This is a genomic window from Planotetraspora thailandica (genome assembly GCF_016863335.1).
Taxonomy (GTDB): Bacteria; Actinomycetota; Actinomycetes; order Streptosporangiales; family Streptosporangiaceae; genus Planotetraspora; species Planotetraspora thailandica.
In genome coordinates, this window is sequence record NZ_BOOR01000010.1 from 125,097 (window position 1) to 142,873 (window position 17,777).

General features: G+C 70.0%; 20 protein-coding genes and 1 pseudogene. 12 read left to right on the forward strand and 9 right to left on the reverse strand.

Annotation, left to right across the window (positions count from 1 at the left end; translation table 11 throughout):
* Nucleotides 1-36: 36 nt before the first annotated feature.
* A complete protein-coding gene (locus Pth03_RS09585) occupies nucleotides 37-651 on the reverse strand; it encodes a GntR family transcriptional regulator (RefSeq protein ID WP_203943810.1) in 615 nt (204 codons plus the stop codon).
* The gene (locus tag Pth03_RS09590; protein WP_203943811.1) at nucleotides 648-1,565 is read right to left on the reverse strand and encodes a DMT family transporter; all 918 of its coding nucleotides are present in this window, start codon (nucleotides 1,563-1,565) and stop codon (nucleotides 648-650) included. The genes Pth03_RS09585 and Pth03_RS09590 overlap by 4 nt, the downstream gene beginning before the upstream one ends.
* 330 nt (nucleotides 1,566-1,895) lie before the next feature.
* On the opposite strand from Pth03_RS09590, the gene Pth03_RS09595 reads away from it, so the two are divergent.
* Nucleotides 1,896-4,001 carry a sensor histidine kinase gene (locus tag Pth03_RS09595; protein ID WP_203943812.1) on the forward strand — a complete coding sequence of 702 codons (2,106 nt, stop codon included), beginning with the start codon at nucleotides 1,896-1,898 and terminating at the stop codon, nucleotides 3,999-4,001.
* Nucleotides 3,998-4,351 (forward strand): DUF742 domain-containing protein, encoded by a 354-nt coding sequence (locus tag Pth03_RS09600; protein ID WP_203943813.1) that lies wholly within the window; start codon nucleotides 3,998-4,000, stop codon nucleotides 4,349-4,351. The genes Pth03_RS09595 and Pth03_RS09600 overlap by 4 nt, the downstream gene beginning before the upstream one ends.
* 28 nt (nucleotides 4,352-4,379) lie before the next feature.
* Here Pth03_RS09600 and Pth03_RS09605 read toward each other — a convergent pair whose 3' ends face one another.
* Complete coding sequence (locus tag Pth03_RS09605) at nucleotides 4,380-4,751, reverse strand: hypothetical protein (RefSeq protein WP_239118886.1); 372 nt, start codon at nucleotides 4,749-4,751, stop codon at nucleotides 4,380-4,382.
* Nucleotides 4,752-4,906: 155 nt separating this feature from the next.
* Between Pth03_RS09605 and Pth03_RS09610 the strand changes: the two genes are divergently transcribed.
* On the forward strand, nucleotides 4,907-5,866 hold the full coding sequence (locus tag Pth03_RS09610; protein ID WP_203943814.1) for a zinc-binding dehydrogenase: 960 nt from the start codon (nucleotides 4,907-4,909) through the stop codon (nucleotides 5,864-5,866).
* A gap of 58 nt (nucleotides 5,867-5,924) precedes the next feature.
* Nucleotides 5,925-6,686, forward strand: a complete 762-nt coding sequence (locus tag Pth03_RS09615) for a class I SAM-dependent methyltransferase (RefSeq protein ID WP_203943815.1) — start codon at nucleotides 5,925-5,927, stop codon at nucleotides 6,684-6,686.
* Here Pth03_RS09615 and Pth03_RS09620 read toward each other — a convergent pair.
* Nucleotides 6,680-7,861 (reverse strand): FAD-dependent monooxygenase, encoded by a 1,182-nt coding sequence (locus Pth03_RS09620; RefSeq protein ID WP_203943816.1) that lies wholly within the window; start codon nucleotides 7,859-7,861, stop codon nucleotides 6,680-6,682. The genes Pth03_RS09615 and Pth03_RS09620 overlap by 7 nt on opposite strands.
* Before the next feature lie 71 nt (nucleotides 7,862-7,932).
* On the opposite strand from Pth03_RS09620, the gene Pth03_RS09625 reads away from it, so the two are divergent.
* Complete coding sequence (locus Pth03_RS09625; RefSeq protein WP_239118887.1) at nucleotides 7,933-8,502, forward strand: PadR family transcriptional regulator; 570 nt, start codon at nucleotides 7,933-7,935, stop codon at nucleotides 8,500-8,502.
* On the opposite strand, the gene Pth03_RS09630 is transcribed toward Pth03_RS09625, so the two are convergent.
* The 3 genes from Pth03_RS09630 to Pth03_RS09640 all read right to left on the reverse strand — a co-directional run bounded on the left by Pth03_RS09630 (nucleotide 8,499) and on the right by Pth03_RS09640 (nucleotide 10,143).
* The gene (locus Pth03_RS09630) at nucleotides 8,499-9,248 is read right to left on the reverse strand and encodes an SDR family NAD(P)-dependent oxidoreductase (RefSeq protein WP_203943817.1); all 750 of its coding nucleotides are present in this window, start codon (nucleotides 9,246-9,248) and stop codon (nucleotides 8,499-8,501) included. The genes Pth03_RS09625 and Pth03_RS09630 overlap by 4 nt on opposite strands.
* Nucleotides 9,249-9,314: 66 nt before the next feature.
* Nucleotides 9,315-9,794, reverse strand: coding sequence for an SRPBCC family protein (locus Pth03_RS09635; protein ID WP_203943818.1), 480 nt, complete (start codon nucleotides 9,792-9,794; stop codon nucleotides 9,315-9,317).
* Nucleotides 9,787-10,143, reverse strand: coding sequence for an ArsR/SmtB family transcription factor (locus Pth03_RS09640; protein ID WP_203943819.1), 357 nt, complete (start codon nucleotides 10,141-10,143; stop codon nucleotides 9,787-9,789). The genes Pth03_RS09635 and Pth03_RS09640 overlap by 8 nt, the downstream gene beginning before the upstream one ends.
* A gap of 253 nt (nucleotides 10,144-10,396) precedes the next feature.
* Here Pth03_RS09640 and erm point away from each other — a divergent pair.
* The 6 genes and pseudogenes from erm to Pth03_RS09670 all read left to right on the forward strand — a co-directional run bounded on the left by erm (nucleotide 10,397) and on the right by Pth03_RS09670 (nucleotide 14,723).
* A pseudogene (gene erm, locus Pth03_RS09645) lies at nucleotides 10,397-11,189 on the forward strand (23S ribosomal RNA methyltransferase Erm).
* Between the two features lie 37 nt (nucleotides 11,190-11,226).
* Nucleotides 11,227-11,859 carry a tetratricopeptide repeat protein gene (locus Pth03_RS09650; RefSeq protein WP_203943820.1) on the forward strand — a complete coding sequence of 211 codons (633 nt, stop codon included), beginning with the start codon at nucleotides 11,227-11,229 and terminating at the stop codon, nucleotides 11,857-11,859.
* A 90-nt stretch (nucleotides 11,860-11,949) separates the two neighbouring features.
* Nucleotides 11,950-12,477, forward strand: coding sequence for an RNA polymerase sigma factor (locus Pth03_RS09655; RefSeq protein ID WP_239118888.1), 528 nt, complete (start codon nucleotides 11,950-11,952; stop codon nucleotides 12,475-12,477).
* A complete protein-coding gene (locus tag Pth03_RS09660) occupies nucleotides 12,474-13,613 on the forward strand; it encodes a CU044_5270 family protein (protein ID WP_203943821.1) in 1,140 nt (379 codons plus the stop codon). Before Pth03_RS09655 ends, Pth03_RS09660 begins: the two co-directional genes overlap by 4 nt.
* 149 nt (nucleotides 13,614-13,762) lie before the next feature.
* Nucleotides 13,763-14,356: a TetR/AcrR family transcriptional regulator gene (locus tag Pth03_RS09665; protein ID WP_239118889.1), complete on the forward strand. Its 594-nt coding sequence runs from the start codon at nucleotides 13,763-13,765 to the stop codon at nucleotides 14,354-14,356.
* 10 nt (nucleotides 14,357-14,366) lie between these two features.
* Nucleotides 14,367-14,723 carry a hypothetical protein gene (locus tag Pth03_RS09670; RefSeq protein WP_203943823.1) on the forward strand — a complete coding sequence of 119 codons (357 nt, stop codon included), beginning with the start codon at nucleotides 14,367-14,369 and terminating at the stop codon, nucleotides 14,721-14,723.
* Between the two features lie 70 nt (nucleotides 14,724-14,793).
* Here the strand turns inward: Pth03_RS09670 and Pth03_RS09675 are convergent, their stop codons facing one another.
* Entirely contained in the window at nucleotides 14,794-15,795 is a 1,002-nt protein-coding gene (locus tag Pth03_RS09675; RefSeq protein WP_203943824.1) for a hypothetical protein, read from the reverse strand.
* 177 nt (nucleotides 15,796-15,972) lie between these two features.
* Nucleotides 15,973-16,767 (reverse strand): SDR family oxidoreductase, encoded by a 795-nt coding sequence (locus Pth03_RS09680; RefSeq protein WP_203943825.1) that lies wholly within the window; start codon nucleotides 16,765-16,767, stop codon nucleotides 15,973-15,975.
* Between the two features lie 96 nt (nucleotides 16,768-16,863).
* Between Pth03_RS09680 and sigJ the strand changes: the two genes are divergently transcribed.
* Nucleotides 16,864-17,748 carry an RNA polymerase sigma factor SigJ gene (gene sigJ / locus Pth03_RS09685; protein ID WP_203943826.1) on the forward strand — a complete coding sequence of 295 codons (885 nt, stop codon included), beginning with the start codon at nucleotides 16,864-16,866 and terminating at the stop codon, nucleotides 17,746-17,748.
* Nucleotides 17,749-17,777 lie beyond the last annotated feature (29 nt).

A 17,777-nucleotide genomic window follows, 5' to 3' on the forward strand; every position in this document is an offset into this window, starting at 1 on the left:
CGTTCGGTGCAAGACCGATGCGCGACCCGACTCGGCTCAGGTTCGACGCCAGTGCAGATGCTCCCGGATCGCCCGCTTAGCCGCGTCCTGCGGCCCCTCCGCGATGACGCGCAGCAATTCGCGGTGTTCGGTGACGAGCTCGTGCCGGTCCCCGTAGGCGTCGCGCAGCCGCACGAGGCCCAAGCGGGTCTCCGCGGCGAGCGACCCGTACAGACGGTCGAGGCGCGGGCTGCCCACCGCGGCGATCAGCGCCTCGTGCAGCGCCATGTGCTCGGCGACGACCGCGGCCCACGGGGCGCCGGCGTCGAGCGCTCCCATCCGGTCGAGCGCGTGTTCGGCGCCGGGGACGCGGCGGCCGGCGAGAGCCCCGGCCATCAGCTCCTCCAGGGGCAGCCGCACGTACATCAGGTCGGCGAGGTCGGCCGCGGTGACCTCGGGAACGTAGGCGCTGCGGTTGCGCTCGCGGCGCAGCAGCCCTTCGTGCACGAGTACGGCCAGGGCCTCGCGGACGGTGGGCCGGGCCACGCCGTACCGCGCGGACAGTTCCTGCTCGGGCAGCGCGGCCCCGGGGCCGATGTCGCCGGACAGCACGCGCTCGCGAAGCGCGGCGGCGAGCGCCTCGACGGTGGAGACGGGCCTGAGCGTGGTCACGGACCCGAGCCTAGAGCCGCGGGCGACGGCTCGGAGGCGACGGCCCTGCCCGGAAGCACGGCGGGAAGCGCGACGACGACGAGGCTGAGCCCGAGCAGCGCGAGGCCGCCCCAGGAGATCGGCGACAGCTGCTCGCGCAGGACGACGAGGCCGAGCAGCGCCGCGACGGCGGGCTCGGCGAGCGCGAGGGTCGCGGCGGTCGCCACGGGCGTGGACCGCAGGCCCCTCCCATAAAGGAGGTAGGCGAGCGCCGTCGTCGCGCAGCCGAGGTAGACGGTGACGAGGAGTTCCCGCGGGTTCGCCGGCCATCCGGCTCCCGTCGCCAGCAGGACGGGCAACATGATCACGGCTGCGCCGCCGAACAGGACACCCATGACCACCGGCGACGGAGTTCCGCGCCCGATCGCCCGGGCCGCGACGACGGCGTAGAACGCGTACAGCAATCCGCCGAGCAGGGCGAGCGCGATCCCCGCCGGGTCGGCCCCGCCCATGCCCGCCCCACCCATGACGAGTACGGCACAGCCGGCGATGGCGGCCGTCGTGCCCAGTGCCCAGCGGCGGCTGGGCGGGGTGCGCTCGATGAGCCATGACAGTAGGCCGGTGAAGACCGGGCCGCTGCCGATGGCGACCACGGTGCCGATGGCCACGCCCGTGCGCTGGACGGCCGCGAAGAAGCACAGCTGATATCCGGCGACGGCCGCCGCGGCTGCGGCGAGCCCCCATGACCAGGTCGACGCGGACGGCGCGGACCTTCGCGACGAGGCGGCCACCAGGGCGAGCACCGCTCCGCCGAACACCAGGCGGGCGGCGGCCAGCGACACCGAGTCCGCCTCGGCGAGGGCGCCCGCGGTGCCGGCGGTGCCCCACAGGACTGCGGCGGCCACCACGAGGACCGGTCCCGATCGCTGAGTCATGCAAGTATTGTCTGACAACTAGACAGAGGTTGGCAAGACTGGAACCAACACGGCGAACTGGAAATAGAGGGAAATATCTTCAAATGGGGCACTTCTTGTCCCGAACTCGCACATATGCGCCGTCTACCTGCGCACCGCTCGCCGAACTCTCCATGGCGCGCTCACAGGCGTCATCCCATGGCGTGAATTGTCCGAACTTGCTAGGACAAATCCTTGGTTTCCCAGGTCACCCATTGCTAGTGTTTCGCCACTAATAACACATGTGTCTTCGAAACGGGTGGGGCCATGGCCGGTCGGAAACGTTCCATTCGTTTCAAGATTTTCGCGATCTTGCTGGTTCCGCTGACGGCCCTCGCGGTGATCTGGGGGTTCGCCGCAACGCTCACCGTTCAAAGCGGGGTCGAACTGCTCAGAATCCAGGCCGTCTACGACAACGTCGTGGCGCCCACCCAGGGTCTGCTGCAGGAGATCCAGCAGGAGCGCACATTCACGGCCGCGTTCCTGGCCAAAAGATCCGGCTCCAAGGCCGACCTCGAAGCTCAGCGCCGCCGCGTGGACACCGCCGCGGCGAACCTCGCTCGCATGTCGCAGAACGCGCGCGGCCAGACCCCTCCTGCCATGTCGGAACGCATCCAGGAGCTGATCACGCAGGTCGGCAAGTTTCCCGGCCTGCGCAGCCGCGTCGACGACCACGGTCTGTCCCGCCTGGAGGCGATCGAGGACTACAGCGCCGCCGCCGAGGTCGGCTTCCAGGCCTACGACCGGCAGATGATCTCCCCCGACATGGACCTCATCGAGCAGACCAAGGCCGTCATCCTGGTCGACCGCAGCCGCGAGGTCATGAGCCAGGAGGTGGCGCTGATCACGGGTGTGCTCACCGCCGGACGGTTGTCACCCGACGAGCGGGACGCCCTGGCCGGCATGGTCGGCAAGCGCCGCCTGCTGTACCAGCTGGGAACGAGCCAACTCGACGCCGAGCTGATCAAGGGCTTCGACGACCTGAACGCCTCGCCCCTCTACGCCCGGTTCCTGTCGATGGAGAACCAGATCCTGGTCGGGGTGCAGTTCAACGCGCGGCTGCCCATCGACGCGCGCACGTGGCACACGACGGCCGGCACGACGGTGAGCGGACTCACGCAGATCAGCGAGAACGCCGGCAAGACGATCGCCGACCGCGCGACGCCGCTGGCGATGGGCGTGCTGTACCGCATCGGCCTCGCCGGCGCGCTGGGGCTGATCGCGGCGGTCGCCGCCCTGCTCATCTCGGTGCGGATCGCCCGGGGGCTCACGACCGAGCTGGTCGGCCTCCAGCGGGGCGCGCGCGAGCTGGCGGACAAACGGCTGCCGAGCCTGGTGCGGCGCCTTCGGCGTGGTGAGGACGTGGACGTGGCGGCCGAGACCACTCCCCTGGTCTCCCCGGGCGACACGACCGAGGTCGAGAACGTCAGCGCCGCCTTCACCTCCGTCCACCACACGGCGGTCGAGGCCGCGGTCGGCCAGGCGGAGCTGCGCAAGGGCGTCGGCAACGTCTTCCTCAATCTGGCCCGCCGCAGCCAGTCGCTGCTGCAGCGCCAGCTCTCCCTGCTCGACGGGCTGGAACAGCAGGTCACCGATCCCGACGTGATGGACAAGCTCTTCAGCATCGACCATCTCACCACCCGCATGCGCCGCCACGCGGAAGGCCTGATCATCTTGTCCGGCGCCCACCCGGGCCGCGGCTGGCGCACCCCCGTCAGCCTCTTCGACGTCGCCCGCGCGGCCACCGAGGAGGTCGAGGACTACCTGCGGGTGAGCGTGACCGTGCCGCAGGGCCCGGCGGTCGTGGGCGGCAGCGTCACCGACCTGGTGCACCTGCTCGCCGAGCTGATCGAGAACGCGACGATCTTCTCGCCCCCGCAGACCCAGGTCATCGTGCGCGGCGAACTGGTGGCGCGAGGGTTCGCGATCGAGATCGAGGACCGCGGGCTCGGCATCAGCCCCGAGGAGATCGCCCAGCTCAACGAACGGCTCGCGGATCCGCCGGAGTTCGACCTGGCCGACAGCGACCGGCTCGGCCTGTTCGTCGTCGGGCTGCTGGCCAGGCGGCACAACGTCCGCGTCTCATTGCGGCCCTCGCCGTACGGCGGGACCAGCGCGATCGTGCTCCTCCCCAAGGAGATCGTGGTTGAGCGCACCCCGGGCGACCACTCGGTGGAGCGGCTGCTGCCGCCGCGGCCCACGCCCCCGCCGATCCTCGCACTCACCCCGCCCCCGGCCGATCTCGCGGCCGATCTCGGGACCGGCTCTCGGACCGGCCCCGGGCCCGGAGCCGACAGCTCGCTGCCCAGGCGCGTACGGCAGGCCAATCTGGCGCCGCAGCTTCGTGAGGAGCCGCGCCGCGACGTCTACTCCTCCTTCCAGTCGGGGTGGCAGCGCGCCCAGGAGGAGGAGTCGTGACAGAGGAGGACTTCGGCCCGCTTCTGCGGCCGTACACGCTCACGCGAGGCCGGACCCGTCCCACCGGGCCGGAGTTCGACATGATGACCATGATCAGGACGGCTCCGGCCGCCTACTCGAACACGGCGGGCCTGGCGCCCGAGCATCTGAAGATCCTCCAGATGTGCCTGGCCCCCGCCTCGGTGGCGGACGTGGCCTCCGACCTCGGTCTTTCGCTCAACGTCGTGCGCATCCTGCTGAGCGACCTGCGCGACAAGGGCCTGATCACCGCCCGGCCGCAGGCGACGGTCGCCCAGCTTCCCGAGGAACGCCTGCTCCGCGAGGTCATCCAGGGTCTCCAGGCGCTCTGAGCCCGCGCGCCCGTCACGGGGTCAGGCGTCAAGAGAAGGCGTAACACTCCACCTCGGCACGGCGGTAGGTCAGGCCCTGCCGTACGGACTCGGTGACGCACGCCTGCTGCTTGGGGCTGAGGGACAACGGGCCGCACACCGTCACACTCGAATAGGTGCGGCAGTCGAGCGAGGGGTCGAACGTGCCGACGCGATAGTTCAGCTTCACCTCCGACCTGCACTCGGCTCGCGCCTGCGCCGTGTCCGCGTAGCGGCACTGGCCCACGAGGATCTGGAACTGCGCGCTGCTGACCTCCTGCTGGCGGCCGCCGGCGCGCGCGCCGGTGGCCATCGCGAACGTGACCACCGCACCGAGCAGCGTCATCGCAGCGAGCGCGGCGACAGCGACGATCTTCTTCATAGGCGTCCCCCCAGAGAGAGACGTACCCGGGGAACGGAAAGCCCGCCCCTCGGCACATTCCGGATATATCCGGTATCGGAGGGAGTTGACTTGAACTTAAGTTGATGTTGCAGACTCCCCCTATCGAACGCCCCATCGAATGCGGGAGGAGTCTCATGCGCGCGGTTTGGTTGAAGGAGTTCGGCGGCCCCGAGGTGCTGGTCGCCGGGGACGCGCCCGATCCCGTGGCCGGCCCGGGCCAGGCCCTGGTCGAGGTGGAGTTCGTCAACATCACCTTCGTCGAGACGCAGATCCGCAGGGGCGGATTCGGGCCGTTCGAGCCGGAGCTCCCGATGATCCCGGGCAACGGCGTCGGGGGCGTGGTCACCGCCGTGGGCCCCGGCGTCGACGACGCACTCGTCGGCACGCGGGTGGTCAGCGCCACCGGCGGCTCGGGAGCGTACGCCGAGCTCGCCGCCGTGGACGCCGCCGGCCTGATCGCGGTGCCCGGCGCGGTGGCGCTGGACGACGCGGTGGCCTTGCTGGCCGACGGCCGTACGGCGATGTGGCTGATCGGCGCGGCCGCGCCGCGCCAGGGAGAGCGGGTGCTCGTCGAGGCGGCGGCCGGGGGTGTCGGCGGCCTGCTTGTGCAACTCGCCCGTACGGCAGGGGCCACGGTGATCGGAGCGGCGGGAGGCCCACGCAAGGGTGAGGTCGCCCGCGGCCTGGGTGCGCACGTCGTCGTGGACTACCGCGAGGACGGGTGGGCGGAGCGGGTCCGCGAGGCGGTCGGCGGACTGGACGTGGTCTTCGACGGCGTCGGCGGCGCGATCGCCCGGTCGGCGTTCGGGCTGCTCGGCCCGGGCGGCCGCATGCTGAGCTTCGGCATGGCCGGCGGCGAGTGGGCGCCGATCTCCCAGGAGGACGCCGCCGAGCGCGGGGTCGGCCTCGTCCAGGGGGCCCAGGTCACCCCTGAGCTGTCCCGGTCGCTCACGGAAAAGGTGCTGGCGGAGGCCGCGGCGGGCCGGGTGCGGCCCACGATCGGGCAGCGGTTCCCCCTGGAGCGGGCCGCCGACGCCCACGCGGTCATCGAGTCGCGGGCGTCCGTCGGCAAAACCCTCCTGACGGTGCGCTGAGCGGTGGCTGCCGGAAATCCCTTGGACTATTCGGAAGGGCCACTGTCAGCCTGGGGACGTGACAGAAACATGGACATTTGACGAACTGGTGGCCGACGCCGAGTCCGTCCCCGTCGAGGGCTGGGACTTCTCCTGGCTCAACGGGCGGGCCACGGAGGAGCGCCCGTCGTGGCGCTACTCGCGGCTGCTCGCCGAGCGGATGCCCCATGTGTCGTCCGCGCTCGACATCCAGACCGGGGGCGGAGAGGTGCTGGCGGGCGTCCCATGGCTGCCGTCCGTGACGGTGGCGACGGAGTCGTGGCCGCCGAACATCGTGCGCGCCAGCCAGCGGCTGCGCCCGCGGGGCGTCCCCGTCATCGCCGACGACGGCGGTGTGCGCCTGCCGTTCGGCGACGACGCCTTCGACCTGGTGATCAGCCGTCATCCCGTGGTGACCTGGTGGGACGAGATCGCCCGCGTACTGCGGCCCGGCGGGACGTATCTGTCCCAGCAGGTCGGGCCGCGCAGCGTCGTGGAGCTCACCGAGCACTTCCTCGGCCCCCGGCCGGCGAGCTCGGCGCGCGACCCCGAGGCCGCGCGGGCGGCGGCCGAGGCCGCAGGACTCGAGGTGGTGGACCTCCGGCTGGAACGGCTGCGCACGGTCTTCAACGACGTGGGCGCCGTGGTCTACTTCCTGCGGAAGGTCGTCTGGATGGTCCCCGGCTTCACGGTGGAGAAGTACCGCACCGAGCTGAAGGCTCTGCACGACCGCATCCAGGCCGAAGGCCCGTTCGTCGCCTACGCCACCCGGTTCCTGATCGAGGCCCACAAGCCTCAGTGATGTCCCACGACCGCCGGGTCCTCCCAGGAGATCCGGTATTCGTACATCCACGCCAGCGGATCCCGCTTGGTGAGCTGCCGCATGAACACCGGCATCGCGAGGTCCCGGACGAACGCGCCGACGGGCCCCGGAGCCTTGCCGCTCCCGTTGCGCCTGCCCTGCGCGACGACGCGTTCCACCCGCCGTCTCCTGAGCCGTTCGAAGGCGGCGAACGCGTCGCGGGGGCCCGGGTTGTCGCGCAGGCATTTGGCGAGCACCACCGCGTCCTCGATCGCCATGGACGCCCCCTGGCCCGCCGAGGGGGAGGTCGCGTGGGCCGCGTCGCCCAGGATCACCATGCCGTCGTTGGACCATTTCGGCACGGCCGGGAAGTCATAGGTCTCCCAGGCCGGCATGACATCGTCGGTGGCGGCGATGATGTCGAGCATCGGGCCGTGGTCGTCCGCGAAGAGCTCGGCCAGCCGTGACCCCCACTCGTCGGAGGAGGTCGCCGCGAGTTCGCCGGGGGTGAGCTCGCGCCGGCTCGGCGGGTTGGCGAACCACCAGACCTCCCCGTCCGGATGGATCAGATAACCGAAGAAGCACCTCTTCCCGAAGATGAAATGATTCGTCCCCGTCCGCCCGGGCACGGTGATCCCCCGGGCGAAGCCGCCCGTGTTGAGCAGGCCGACGTGGCGGGCCCGCGGCGCCCCGGGATCGATGATCGTGCGTGTGCGGGAGCGCAGGCCGTCGGCGCCGATCAGCAGGTCGCCCTCGGCAGACGTGCCGTCGGAGAAGACCGCCCGCACGCCTGACGGGGTGATGGACGCCTCCTCCAGGCGCTTCCCGTAGTGGATCGGCACGCCTCGCCGTACGGCCTCGTCGCGCAGCACCTGGTAGAGGTCGGCGCGCCTGAGCGTACGGCTGGGCTGCCTGACGGTGCCCAGCACCTTGCCCCGCGCGTTGCTGATCTGCATGAGCGAGGAGTCCATGCCCAGGTCGCAGACCAGGTCGCGCAGGTCGAGGGTGCGCAGCGCCTCGAGCCCGTTGAGCGCGATCGTGAGGAAGGCTCCCACCCCCTCGGATCCACGGTCGTAGGCCTCGTAGACGTCGCTGTCGATGCCGGCGCGCCGCAGGGCCATGGCCGTCACCGGCCCGGCGATGCCCCCGCCGATGATCAGAGCTCTTTTGGTCATGAGATGACTATACATAGAATAACTAACGCTGCCCAGGGGTGACCCAGTCGGGTCTAAGTACGATGGAGGCCATGTCGACGCGGCGATCACCTCTGGCCATGGCCTTGCTCTCCCTGGTCGGCGAGGCGCCGATGCACGCCTACCGCATGCAGCAGCTGATCAAGGAGCGGCACAAGGACGACGTCGTCAACGTCGCGCAGCGCAACAGCGTCTACCAGACCATCGACAGGCTTCTCCGCGACGGGCTCATCGCCGTCCTTGAAACGTCGCGGGAGGAGAACCGCCCGGAAAGAACCGTCTACGAGCTCACGGGCGCCGGCCGGGAAACCCTCCTCCAGTGGATGCGGGTAATGCTGTCCACTCCGGCCCGCGAATTTCCCGAGTTCCCCGCGGCCCTCGCCTTCCTCCCGGTGCTGCCGCCCGCTGAGGCGCGGGCGGCGTTGGAGGAACGGCTCACCGCGGTGGAGGCGAGGGTGTCGGCGCTGGAGGCCGAACTGGGCGGCGCCGCGAAGTTCCTGCCCCGCGTCTTCCTCGTGGAGACGGACTACCAGGTGGCCGTCCTCAGGGCGGAGGCCGAATACGTCCGGGGCCTGATCGAGGACCTGCGCACCGAGCAGGTCACCTGGGATTACCGCCTCTAACCCACGACCGAGCCGCAGGTGATGTTGATCGCGGAGGCGGTGATGGCCTGCGCGCGATCGGACGCGGCGAAGGCCGCGACGTTGCCGACGTCCTCAAGGGAGGCCGCTCGCCCGAGCATGGTCCGCCCGACGATGTCGTCGACGATCGCCTGGCGGGGGGCGAAGTCCTCGGGGAGGACCTCGGTGATCCCGCCTGTCTGCAACGTCACCGCGCGGATGCCGTACGGACCGAGCTCGCAGGCCAGGGAGCGCCGCAGCGACTCCAGTGCGCCGAACGCGACCTGCAGGCCGCCCAGCCGGGGCAACGGGTCGCCGTACCCGCCGAACATGAGGATGACGCCCGACCGCTGCTTCATCATGTGACGTGCCGCGGCCCTGGACGTGATGAACATCGTCCGCACGGCGGTGAGCACGGGTCGCTCGAAGTCCTCAAGCGACATGTCGGCGAGGGGGGTGCCCTGGACGTCGCCGTGCGAGATGAGGTTGAAGGAGATGTCGAGGCTCCCGGCCCGCGCGACCACCGCGTCGGCGTGCGCGTCCACCGCCGCCTCGTCCAGAGCGTCGACCTGGGCCGTCTCGGCCTGGCCACCCGACGCGCGGATCTCCCCGGCCACCGCGTCGAGGCGCTCCAGGGTCCGGCCGGCGAGATGCACGCGCGCGCCCTCGCGGGCGAAGACGTGGGCGACGGCCGACCCGATCGCGCCGCCGCCACCGTAGATGACGGCGTTCTTACCTTTCAGCAACATCCGTTCCTCCTGGTCACCGGTGGCAGGGTGCGAGCCGGCTCGCACCCTGCCGACCGTAGGTCGTCGTCAGCCGTTCTGGAGCCGGGCCAGCAGCTCCTCCAGGCGCGCGTCGGAGTCGCGCACGCCGTGCTCCATCCCGGAGGCGACCATCCCGTCGCGGTCCTCGACCGACTGGAAGGTGGACACCGTGCGCACGAACGTCTTGCCGTCGCGCTCCTCGAGGGTGAGCGACTCCAGGGCGACGTGGCCGGGCACGCCCTCGAACTCGAAGGTCTGCACGGTGTAGTCCGGGGTCGGGGTGCCGTGGAAGACCCCGTGGAAGCCGTACTCGTTGCCCTCAGCGTCGGTGCTCACGTAGCGCCACCTTCCTCCGTCGCGGACGTCGAACACATCGATGGTCATCTTCAGGTCGCGCGGGCCCAGCCACTGGACGAGCAGGTCGGGGTCGGTGTGCGCGCGGAAGACCAGGTCGCGCGGCGCGTCGAACTCCCGGGTGATGATGATCTGCGACTGTCCGGGCTCCGCGGTGATCTGCGTGTTAGCCATTGTCTTCTCCCGTTGATCGGTCGTCCTTCGCCTGCAATGCCGCGAGCAGCTCATCGAGCCGCTCGTGGCTCTCGTCCCAGAACCGCTGGTATCGGGCCAGCCAGGTGGTCACCTCGCGAAGCGGCTCCGCCTCGAGATGGCTGAGCCGCGCGGTCGCCCGCCGCGTCCGCGAGATCAGGCCCGCGGACTCCAGCACCTTGAGGTGCCGCGAGATCGCCGGCTGGGACATGTCGAACGGCGCCGCGAGCTCGGCGACGGTCGCGTCGCCATTCGTCAGCCGCGTCAAGATCGCCCGCCGAGTGGGGTCGGCCAGCGCCTGAAACACGAGGCTGAGCGGGTCGGTTGCCATTCATAACCACCTTGTTTTAAAACGAACATGTTAAATATCGCCCTGCGCGCCGCCCGTGTCAAGGGCTCCGGCCGACTGGACCAAGACGTTAGAGTTCCCTCATGTTCTCCGCGTTCTTCGTGAGGATCCGCCGCTCCTAGCGGCGGCCCGGCTCGCACCCTCGCCAGTTCGGCTCCCGCCGCCATCGGTGTCATTCGCCGGTGCGGTGTTTCGTGCCGCCCGGCTCCACCTGGGCCCACGCGGAGCGCATCCCATGCATCACCCCTATCAGGGCGGACGGCACGAGCTCGGTCAGAACTTCCTCATCGACCGCTCCGTCATCACCGCCATCGAAGAACTGGTCTCCCGTACGGCGGGCCCCATCGTCGAGATCGGCCCGGGCGACGGCGCCCTGACGGTCCCGCTCAGCCGGTACGGCAGGCCGATGACGGCCGTGGAGATCGACCCCGAGCGGGCACGCCGGCTGGCCCGGCGCACACCCGGCAATGTCGCCGTCGTCAACGCCGACGTGCTGAGGTTCCGCTTTCCCCCGGCATCCGCACGTGATCGTCGGGAACGTCCCCTTCCACCTGACGACGCCCATCCTCCGGCGCCTCCTTCCGGCCGGCCACTGGCAGGCAGCCGTCCTGCTCGTCCAGTGGGAGGTCGCCCGCAGGCGCGCGGGAGTCGGCGGGGCCAGCATGCTGACAGCCTCCTGGTGGCCGTGGCACGAGTTCGAACTGCACCGCCGGGTGCCCGCCCGCTCGTTCCGGCCGGTCCCCTCCGTCGACGGAGGCCTGCTGACGATGACCCGGCGGCCCGTCCCCCTCGTCGGTGAGCGCGGGCCGTACCAGGAGTTCGTCCGGCAGGTCTTCACCGGCCGCGGGCGAGGGCTCGGCGAGATCCTCCACAGGACCGGACGCATCGACCGCGTCGCCGTACGCGAATGGATGCGGGACGCCGGGGTCATGCCGCACGCGCTGCCGAAGGACCTGACGGCCGCGCAGTGGGCGTCGTTGTGGCATCAGGCCGGGCCTTCCCGGCGCCCTCACGCGAGTTCACAGTGAGGGGTGACGCGAACTCTCGCCGGAGTGGGTGGTCGACGTGACCCTTTTCGAATCGGACCGCAAGTTCAAGGCACTCGTCGAACTGATCGAGTCGGAGGAGCGGCGGGAACGCTGGATCCGGTCCGACCTCGCCCGCGAAGCGCTTGACGGCGGAGATCTCGACCGCGCCGTCTCCATTCTCGAGGGTCTCCTGAGCGAGATCGAGGAAGGACCTCGGGACGCGGCGGACCCGTTCATCCTGGTGGTGACCGACCAACTGGCGGCGGCCTACCTGTTCGCCGCCCGGCACGACGACGCGCTGAATCTGCACGAACAGAACGTGGCGGAGTGCCGGGAGCTGCTCGGACCCGACCATCTCCTCACCCTGCACTGCCAGGACAACCTCGCGACCACGTTGTCCCTGGTCGAGCGGCACGACGAGGCGATCACCCTTCAGGAGGAGACCCTCGCCGCCTATCGCCAGACCCTCGGAGAGGATCATCCGGACACGCTGACCTGCCAGTGCAACCTGGCGTGGTTCCTCTTCAACGCCGGGCGGGAGGAGTGCATCGCCCTGTACGAGCAGACGCTCGCCGCCTGCACCGAGGCCTTGGGCCCCGACGACATGCTGACCGAGTCCGTCGCCGAGTTCCTGGAAACTGCACGGGAGTACCTCGACGACGAGGACTGATGTGATTTTTGGAGTCGTTTGTAACACTTGAGGGTCTCGGCCCACTTCCTGGTGTTGGAGCAATTACCCGGGACGAAGGGGGGCCAGGCGGTGACGGACGACTCACAGCGGTTCACCACGATGTATGACGAGTGCCGGCAGCGAGTCTGGGCCTACGTGGTCAGTCAGGCGGGCAGGCAGATCGCCGACGAGGTGGTGAGCGAGACGTTCGCGATCGCCTGGCGGCGGTTCGACGACATACCGGAGCCGGCCCTGCCGTGGCTGCTCGGCGTGGCCCGCAACGTGCTGCGCGACAACATCCGCGCCGAGATGCGGCGCGAGTCGCTCGCCGGCGAGCTGCGCGCATGGACGGAGGAGGACCACGCCGATCAGGTGGCCGAACGGCTCGCCGTCATGAACGCGCTCGCCTCGTTGAACCCGGACGAGCGCGAACTCCTGATCCTCGTGGCCTGGCAGGGGCTCACGCCGCGCGACGCGGCACGCGTCATCGGATGTTCCGCCGCGACCTTCCGTGTACGGCTCCACCGAGCTCGCAAACGGCTGGTTCAGGCGATGAAGACGGCACCGGCGGTCCGGCCCCAAACCCGGGTGCGCAATCTCAGTGAGGAGTGGTCATGAACCCGATGGATCAGCTGAGGGCGGCTCGCCCCGCCCACCTCGACACCCCGGTGGACGAGGGCACGAGGGCCGCCGAGCTCACCCACGCCATGGCGCAGTTCAGGCCGCAGAAGCCGGCCCGCACACGGAAGATCGCCAAGCCGGTGTGGGGTCTCGGCCTGGCGGGCGTCGCGGCGGCCACCGCCGTCGCCGTCGGGGTCACCGCGACCGGCGGCGGGACGCCGTCGCCGAGCTCCCCGGCCGTCGCCGCACCTCAGGGCGGCAAGCCGGCTGCGCAGCTGTCCGCCAAGCAGCTCCTGCTCGTCGCGGCCGAGTCGTCGCTCAAGGCACAGCAGGGCAGCGGCGCGTACTGGTACATCGAGAGCACGGGCGGCAACGCCCAGCAGGTGGGCACCAAGGTGCACTACACGGTGAACAGCCTCGGCCGCAGCCAGACGTGGATCGCCCGCTCGCCGAAGCAGGACAGCTGGTGGGTGTCCCAGAACCTCGGCACCAAGCCCGCGCCCGGCTCGGAGGCCGCCTGGAAGCAGGACGGCTCGCCGACCAAGTGGACGGTGACCGTGACGAAGAACGGCGGCCAGGGGAGCCTGATCGTCGAGGCCAAGGGCGGCAAGCCCTTCGGCAACACGATCAACGTCGGCGACAAGGTCGCCGACCTGGCCGGCAAGAACGTCTCGTTCGCAGAGCTGCAGAACCTGCCCACGACCGCGGCCGCGCTGAAGGCGCGTCTGCTGAAGGGGTACACCGGCAACAGCACCGAGGCCGACGTGCCGCAGGACAAGGACGCCTGGCTCTTCCAGGTGACATCGGGACTGCTGAGCGACATGCCTGTGAAGCCGGCCGTCCGGGCCGCGGCCTACCAGGTGCTCGCCGGGCTGGACGATGTCCGGTCCCTCGGTGAGGTGACCGACACCCTCGGCCGCAAGGGCCAGGGCATCGGCAGGGCGGAGAGCTGGCCCAACGGTCAGTACGAGCGGCAGCTCATCATCGACCCGCAGACCGGCCTTCTGCTGACCGACCAGATCGTGGCCGTGCACGCCGGTGGCAACTGGGCCGGGGCGAAGCCCGGCACCGTGGTCAACTGGAACTCGATCGTCAAGGCCGAGTGGACCGACCAGAAGCCGGTCAAGCCGTAACGACCGGCGGTTCCGACGGGGGAGGGGCGATCGCGGCCATGGGCCGCGGTCGCCCTTTCGTCATGCCGACAGCCGGCGAGGGCCGGCCGTCCTGGAATTTAGGAACGATTGTTCTTGACTGTTTGTTCCTAAACTTTTACGATCAAGACATGGGACGACCAAGAGGATTCGACGAAGCCGCCGTGGTCCGCTCGGCGGCCGAACTGTTCGCTACGCGTTCCTACGACGGCATCTCCATGGACGAGCTGGTGACCCACCTCGGTGTCCACCGCAACAGCCTCTACAAGACCTTCGGGAGCAAGCGCGGGCTGTACCAGGCCGCGCTGACCTGGTCGCTGGAACACGAAGTCGCCCCTCTGATCGGCCGGCTGCAACGTTCCGGCGACATCGCCGCAGCGTTGCGCGTGGCCCTGACCGAGCCGGGCGCCGAGACGGGATTGAACCTGCTTCTTCTGGCCGCGGTCGAACGCGCACCGGTGGACGGCGAGGTGGCCGAGCAACTGGACAAGGTGCTGGCCGCCTTCGATGAGGCCGCCCTGCAGGCGGCCGACGCGAACCTCCCGGCCGGCGACGCCGACCGCACCGCTGACGGCGCCAAGGCCGACCTGGCCTTCGCGCTCACCGCGACCATCCTCGGGCTGCGGCTGCGCGCCCGCGCCGCCGGGTCCGGCGCGGGCGACGGCGGCGCCACGGACATCCGCCGAGCGGGCGCCGCCCTGGCGCACCATCTCACTCAGTCATAAGGAGAAGGACATGGCGAAGATCAGCATTGACGGTGACGACCTGGTGGTTGAGATGGAAGGTCTCGACAAGCTGTGGGCTCTCAAGAGCCGGTTGGCCATCCCGCTGACCAACGTCCGGGGGGCCACCGCCGACCCCGGCATCATCAGGGAACCGAAGGGCCTGCGTGCGCCCGGGACCCGCATCCCCGGCCTCATCACCGCGGGCACGTTCCACATCGACGGCGAGCAGGTGTTCTGGGACGTCCATGACGCGGCCAAGGCCGTCGTCGTCGAACTGGCCGACGACCGCTATGCCCGGCTGATCGTCGAGGTCGCCGACCCGCGCGCCACCGTGGCGCTCGTCGAGGCGGCCTTGGCGGCGCGGTGAGCGGAACGCGACAGCCCCGGTGCCGTCCGCGACGGCACCGGGGCTGCGTGCTGTGGACCCTTCACACGGGTCAGGGGCTGACGTAGGTGGGCTGGTTGGCGGCCACGATGTGCTGGTGGAAGGTGAAGACGTTCGGGTCGCTGGGGTCGATCTCCGCGCTCACCCAGTGGTTCTGGTCGCTGCCGAAGGTCTGGACGCGGGTGACGTTCTCGATCACCTGGTTCTTCGCGTCCGTGAGGGGCTTGTCGATCTTGAGGAAGTGGCTGTCGCCGTTGACCAGCAGCACCTGACCCGGGAAGCCGATGGCCAGCTGGGCCAGCTTCTTCTTGGTGTCGGCGAAGTGGGCGGTCGGCTCCGTCCACATGTCGGCCTGGAGGGTGATGACGATCGCCTTGGAGTGCGCGGCCTTGGCGGCGGCGAAGCCCTTGTCCAGCCAGTCGAGGTTGGCCGCGTTGCGCGCGGTGTATTCGGCCTGGTCACCGTCGATCTGCTTGCCGCTCGCGTCGAACTGCGGCGCGTTGTTGTCGCTGCCCGGGATGTTCAGGCCCACGTAGGTCACCGCGCCGTACTGCCAGCGGACGTTCTCGGGGAAGGCCGCGGACTGGCGCTGCAGCGGGAACGTCCGCTGGCCCAGGGACCGGGGCGTCGAGGCGAACATCTTGCGCACGAGGGCAAGGCGCTCGTTCGGGTCGTAGCTGCCGTTGTTCGCGCGGTCGCAGTCGGTCCACTCGTTGTCGCCGGGGACGTAGACGAGCGGCCGCCGGAACGAGGCGAAGTTCTGCGCCGCCAGGTCGTACTGCGGCTGGTCGCAGCGCTCGCTGCCGTTCTTGATGTCGCCGTCGAACACCGTGAACTGGATGTCGCGGTCGGCGTTGATCTCCTTGATCACACCGGGGAACTGGGTCCGTCCGATGTCCCCGTACGGCATGTCACCGATGAGGGCGATCTCGTAGGCGCGGTTCGACACGGCCTGGCCGTGGCCCTGCGTCGCCGCGCTGCTGGCATTGGCGACGAGCGCCGAGCCGAGTAGCACCATCGCGCCCATGGCTGCGACGGCCAACGTTTTGCGCATTACGGTCCTCCAGATACGGCTTGTGATAAGCGGAAGAATCCCAGTACGTCCGCGTAGCAAGCAGGCGACGACAGGCGAGATTTCTGGTTAACTGACGACAAATGCGCCTATGAATATCTTCTGAATGATCACGCGGACCGAAGCTCGCCGTTCCGTGCCGGCCGGGCAGGGCGACGGTCATATCACCCGCTCCGCCAGGAAGTCCTCCCAGGTCCGCTTGCCCAACTCGGCTCCGTCCAGAGGCAGGTTCGCGCCGGCCCGGTATGCGCGTGCGGCCTGGCCCGGAGTCGGGACGGGCATGATCAGCCGGTGCCTGCCGCCTGCCCTCAGATAGCTACGGGCGAGGTCTTCCATCGGATACACGCGTGGCCCGGCGATGTCGGGTACGAGGCCGCCCGGCTTTCCGAGGGCGAGCTCGACGAGCCGGGCGGCCACCTCGCCGGAGTCGACGGGCTGGAAGCGGACGCCGGCGAACGTCGGCAGCACGGGCAGCGGCAGCTTGGCCATCTGCCCCAGCGTCATGAGGATCCAGTCGTGGAACTGGGTGGCCCGCAGGGTGGTGAAGGGCAGTCCGGAGCCGACGATGATGCGCTCGGCTTCCCGCTTTGCGGCGAAGTAGCCGAAAGCGGCACGGTCGACGGCGCTGACGACGGGAACCCGATCGGCGCCGACGACCGAGATGTACACCAGGTGCGCGGCCCCCGCCCCGGACGCCGCCCGCACCAGGTTCTCCGCCTTGACCTCGTCGCCCTTGGCGCTGCCCGCGCAGTGGACGATGATCTCGGCACCCTGGACGGCGGCGTCGAGCCCCTCACCGGTCGACATGTCGCCGGTCACGAACTCGATGCCGTCCCGGGACTCGTGGCCGCTCCTGCTGAGCACCCGCACCGTGCGGCCCGCGTCCCGCAGGAGCGGTACGACGAGGCGCCCGAGAGTGCCCGTACCCCCGGTGACCAGAATGGGCGACGTCATGGCTTCTCCAAACCCCGGGGCCGATCGCCCCGGTCACATCAGCGGGATTTTGCGGGTCTACTGCTGGGACACCCCGGGAGAAGGGAATGTGACGCGGTGAATGAGGGCGAGTGGCTGACGGAGCGTTTCGAGGAGCATCGGCCGCGTCTGCGTGCGGTCGCCTACCGGATGCTCGGCTCGGTGAGCGAGGCCGACGACGCCGTGCAGGACGCCTGGTTACGGCTCAGCCGTACCGACACCGGCGGCGTGGAGAACCTCGGCGCGTGGCTGACGACGGTGGTGGCACGCGTGTGCCTGAACGTGCTGCGCTCGCGTGAGAGGCGGCGCGAGGAGCCGCTCGAGGTGCACATGCCCGACCCGATCATCAGCCCCGAGTCCGGCGCCGACCCGGAACATGAAGCGGTGCTGGCCGACTCGGTCGGGCTGGCGCTGCTGGTGGTGCTCGAAACGCTGACACCGGCCGAACGGCTTGCGTTCGTGCTGCACGACATGTTCGCCGTGCCGTTCGAGGAGATCGCTTCGATGATCGAACGCTCCCCGGACGCGGCGAGGCAACTCGCGAGCCGCGCGCGCCGCAGGGTGCGGGGGCAGGCCCCGGCTCCCGACCCCGATCTCAGCCGTCAGCGCGACGTGGTCAACGCGTTCTTCGCCGCCGCTCGCGACGGCGATTTCGACGCGCTCGTCGCCGTGCTGGACCCCGACATCGTTCTCCGGTCCGACGGCGGCGCCGCCCGCGCCCGCTTCACCGTAATGATCACCGGCGCGCGGGCCGTGGCCGCGCAAGCGATCACTTTCGGGGGGCTCTCCCCGTTCGCGCGGCCGGCGTTGGTCAACGGAGCCGCCGGCGTCGTCGTCGCCACGAACGGACGGCCGTTGTCCGTCATGGCCTTCACCGTCACCGACGGAAAGATCGTCGCCATCGATGTGCTGTCCGACCCCGAACGCCTGAGCCGGCTCGACCTGACGGTCCTGGACAACTGAGGCGCATGGTGAGTCGCGGCGTCGCCCGC

Excerpts from the sequence above, each read along its gene's own strand:
- Pth03_RS09590 (WP_203943811.1), bottom strand. The coding sequence starts at position 1,565 with ATGACTCAGCGATCGGGACCGGTCCTCGTGGTGGCCGCCGCAGTCCTG.
- Pth03_RS09680 (WP_203943825.1), bottom strand. The coding sequence starts at position 16,767 with ATGACGTCGCCCATTCTGGTCACCGGGGGTACGGGCACTCTCGGGCGC.
- Pth03_RS09670 (WP_203943823.1), top strand. The coding sequence starts at position 14,367 with ATGGCGAAGATCAGCATTGACGGTGACGACCTGGTGGTTGAGATGGAA.
- Pth03_RS09675 (WP_203943824.1), bottom strand. The coding sequence starts at position 15,795 with ATGCGCAAAACGTTGGCCGTCGCAGCCATGGGCGCGATGGTGCTACTC.
- Pth03_RS09625 (WP_239118887.1), top strand. The coding sequence starts at position 7,933 with ATGTCGACGCGGCGATCACCTCTGGCCATGGCCTTGCTCTCCCTGGTC.
- Pth03_RS09635 (WP_203943818.1), bottom strand. The coding sequence starts at position 9,794 with ATGGCTAACACGCAGATCACCGCGGAGCCCGGACAGTCGCAGATCATC.
- Pth03_RS09660 (WP_203943821.1), top strand. The coding sequence starts at position 12,474 with ATGAACCCGATGGATCAGCTGAGGGCGGCTCGCCCCGCCCACCTCGAC.
- Pth03_RS09630 (WP_203943817.1), bottom strand. The coding sequence starts at position 9,248 with ATGTTGCTGAAAGGTAAGAACGCCGTCATCTACGGTGGCGGCGGCGCG.
- Pth03_RS09665 (WP_239118889.1), top strand. The coding sequence starts at position 13,763 with ATGGGACGACCAAGAGGATTCGACGAAGCCGCCGTGGTCCGCTCGGCG.
- Pth03_RS09640 (WP_203943819.1), bottom strand. The coding sequence starts at position 10,143 with ATGGCAACCGACCCGCTCAGCCTCGTGTTTCAGGCGCTGGCCGACCCC.
- Pth03_RS09620 (WP_203943816.1), bottom strand. The coding sequence starts at position 7,861 with ATGACCAAAAGAGCTCTGATCATCGGCGGGGGCATCGCCGGGCCGGTG.
- Pth03_RS09605 (WP_239118886.1), bottom strand. The coding sequence starts at position 4,751 with ATGAAGAAGATCGTCGCTGTCGCCGCGCTCGCTGCGATGACGCTGCTC.
- Pth03_RS09610 (WP_203943814.1), top strand. The coding sequence starts at position 4,907 with ATGCGCGCGGTTTGGTTGAAGGAGTTCGGCGGCCCCGAGGTGCTGGTC.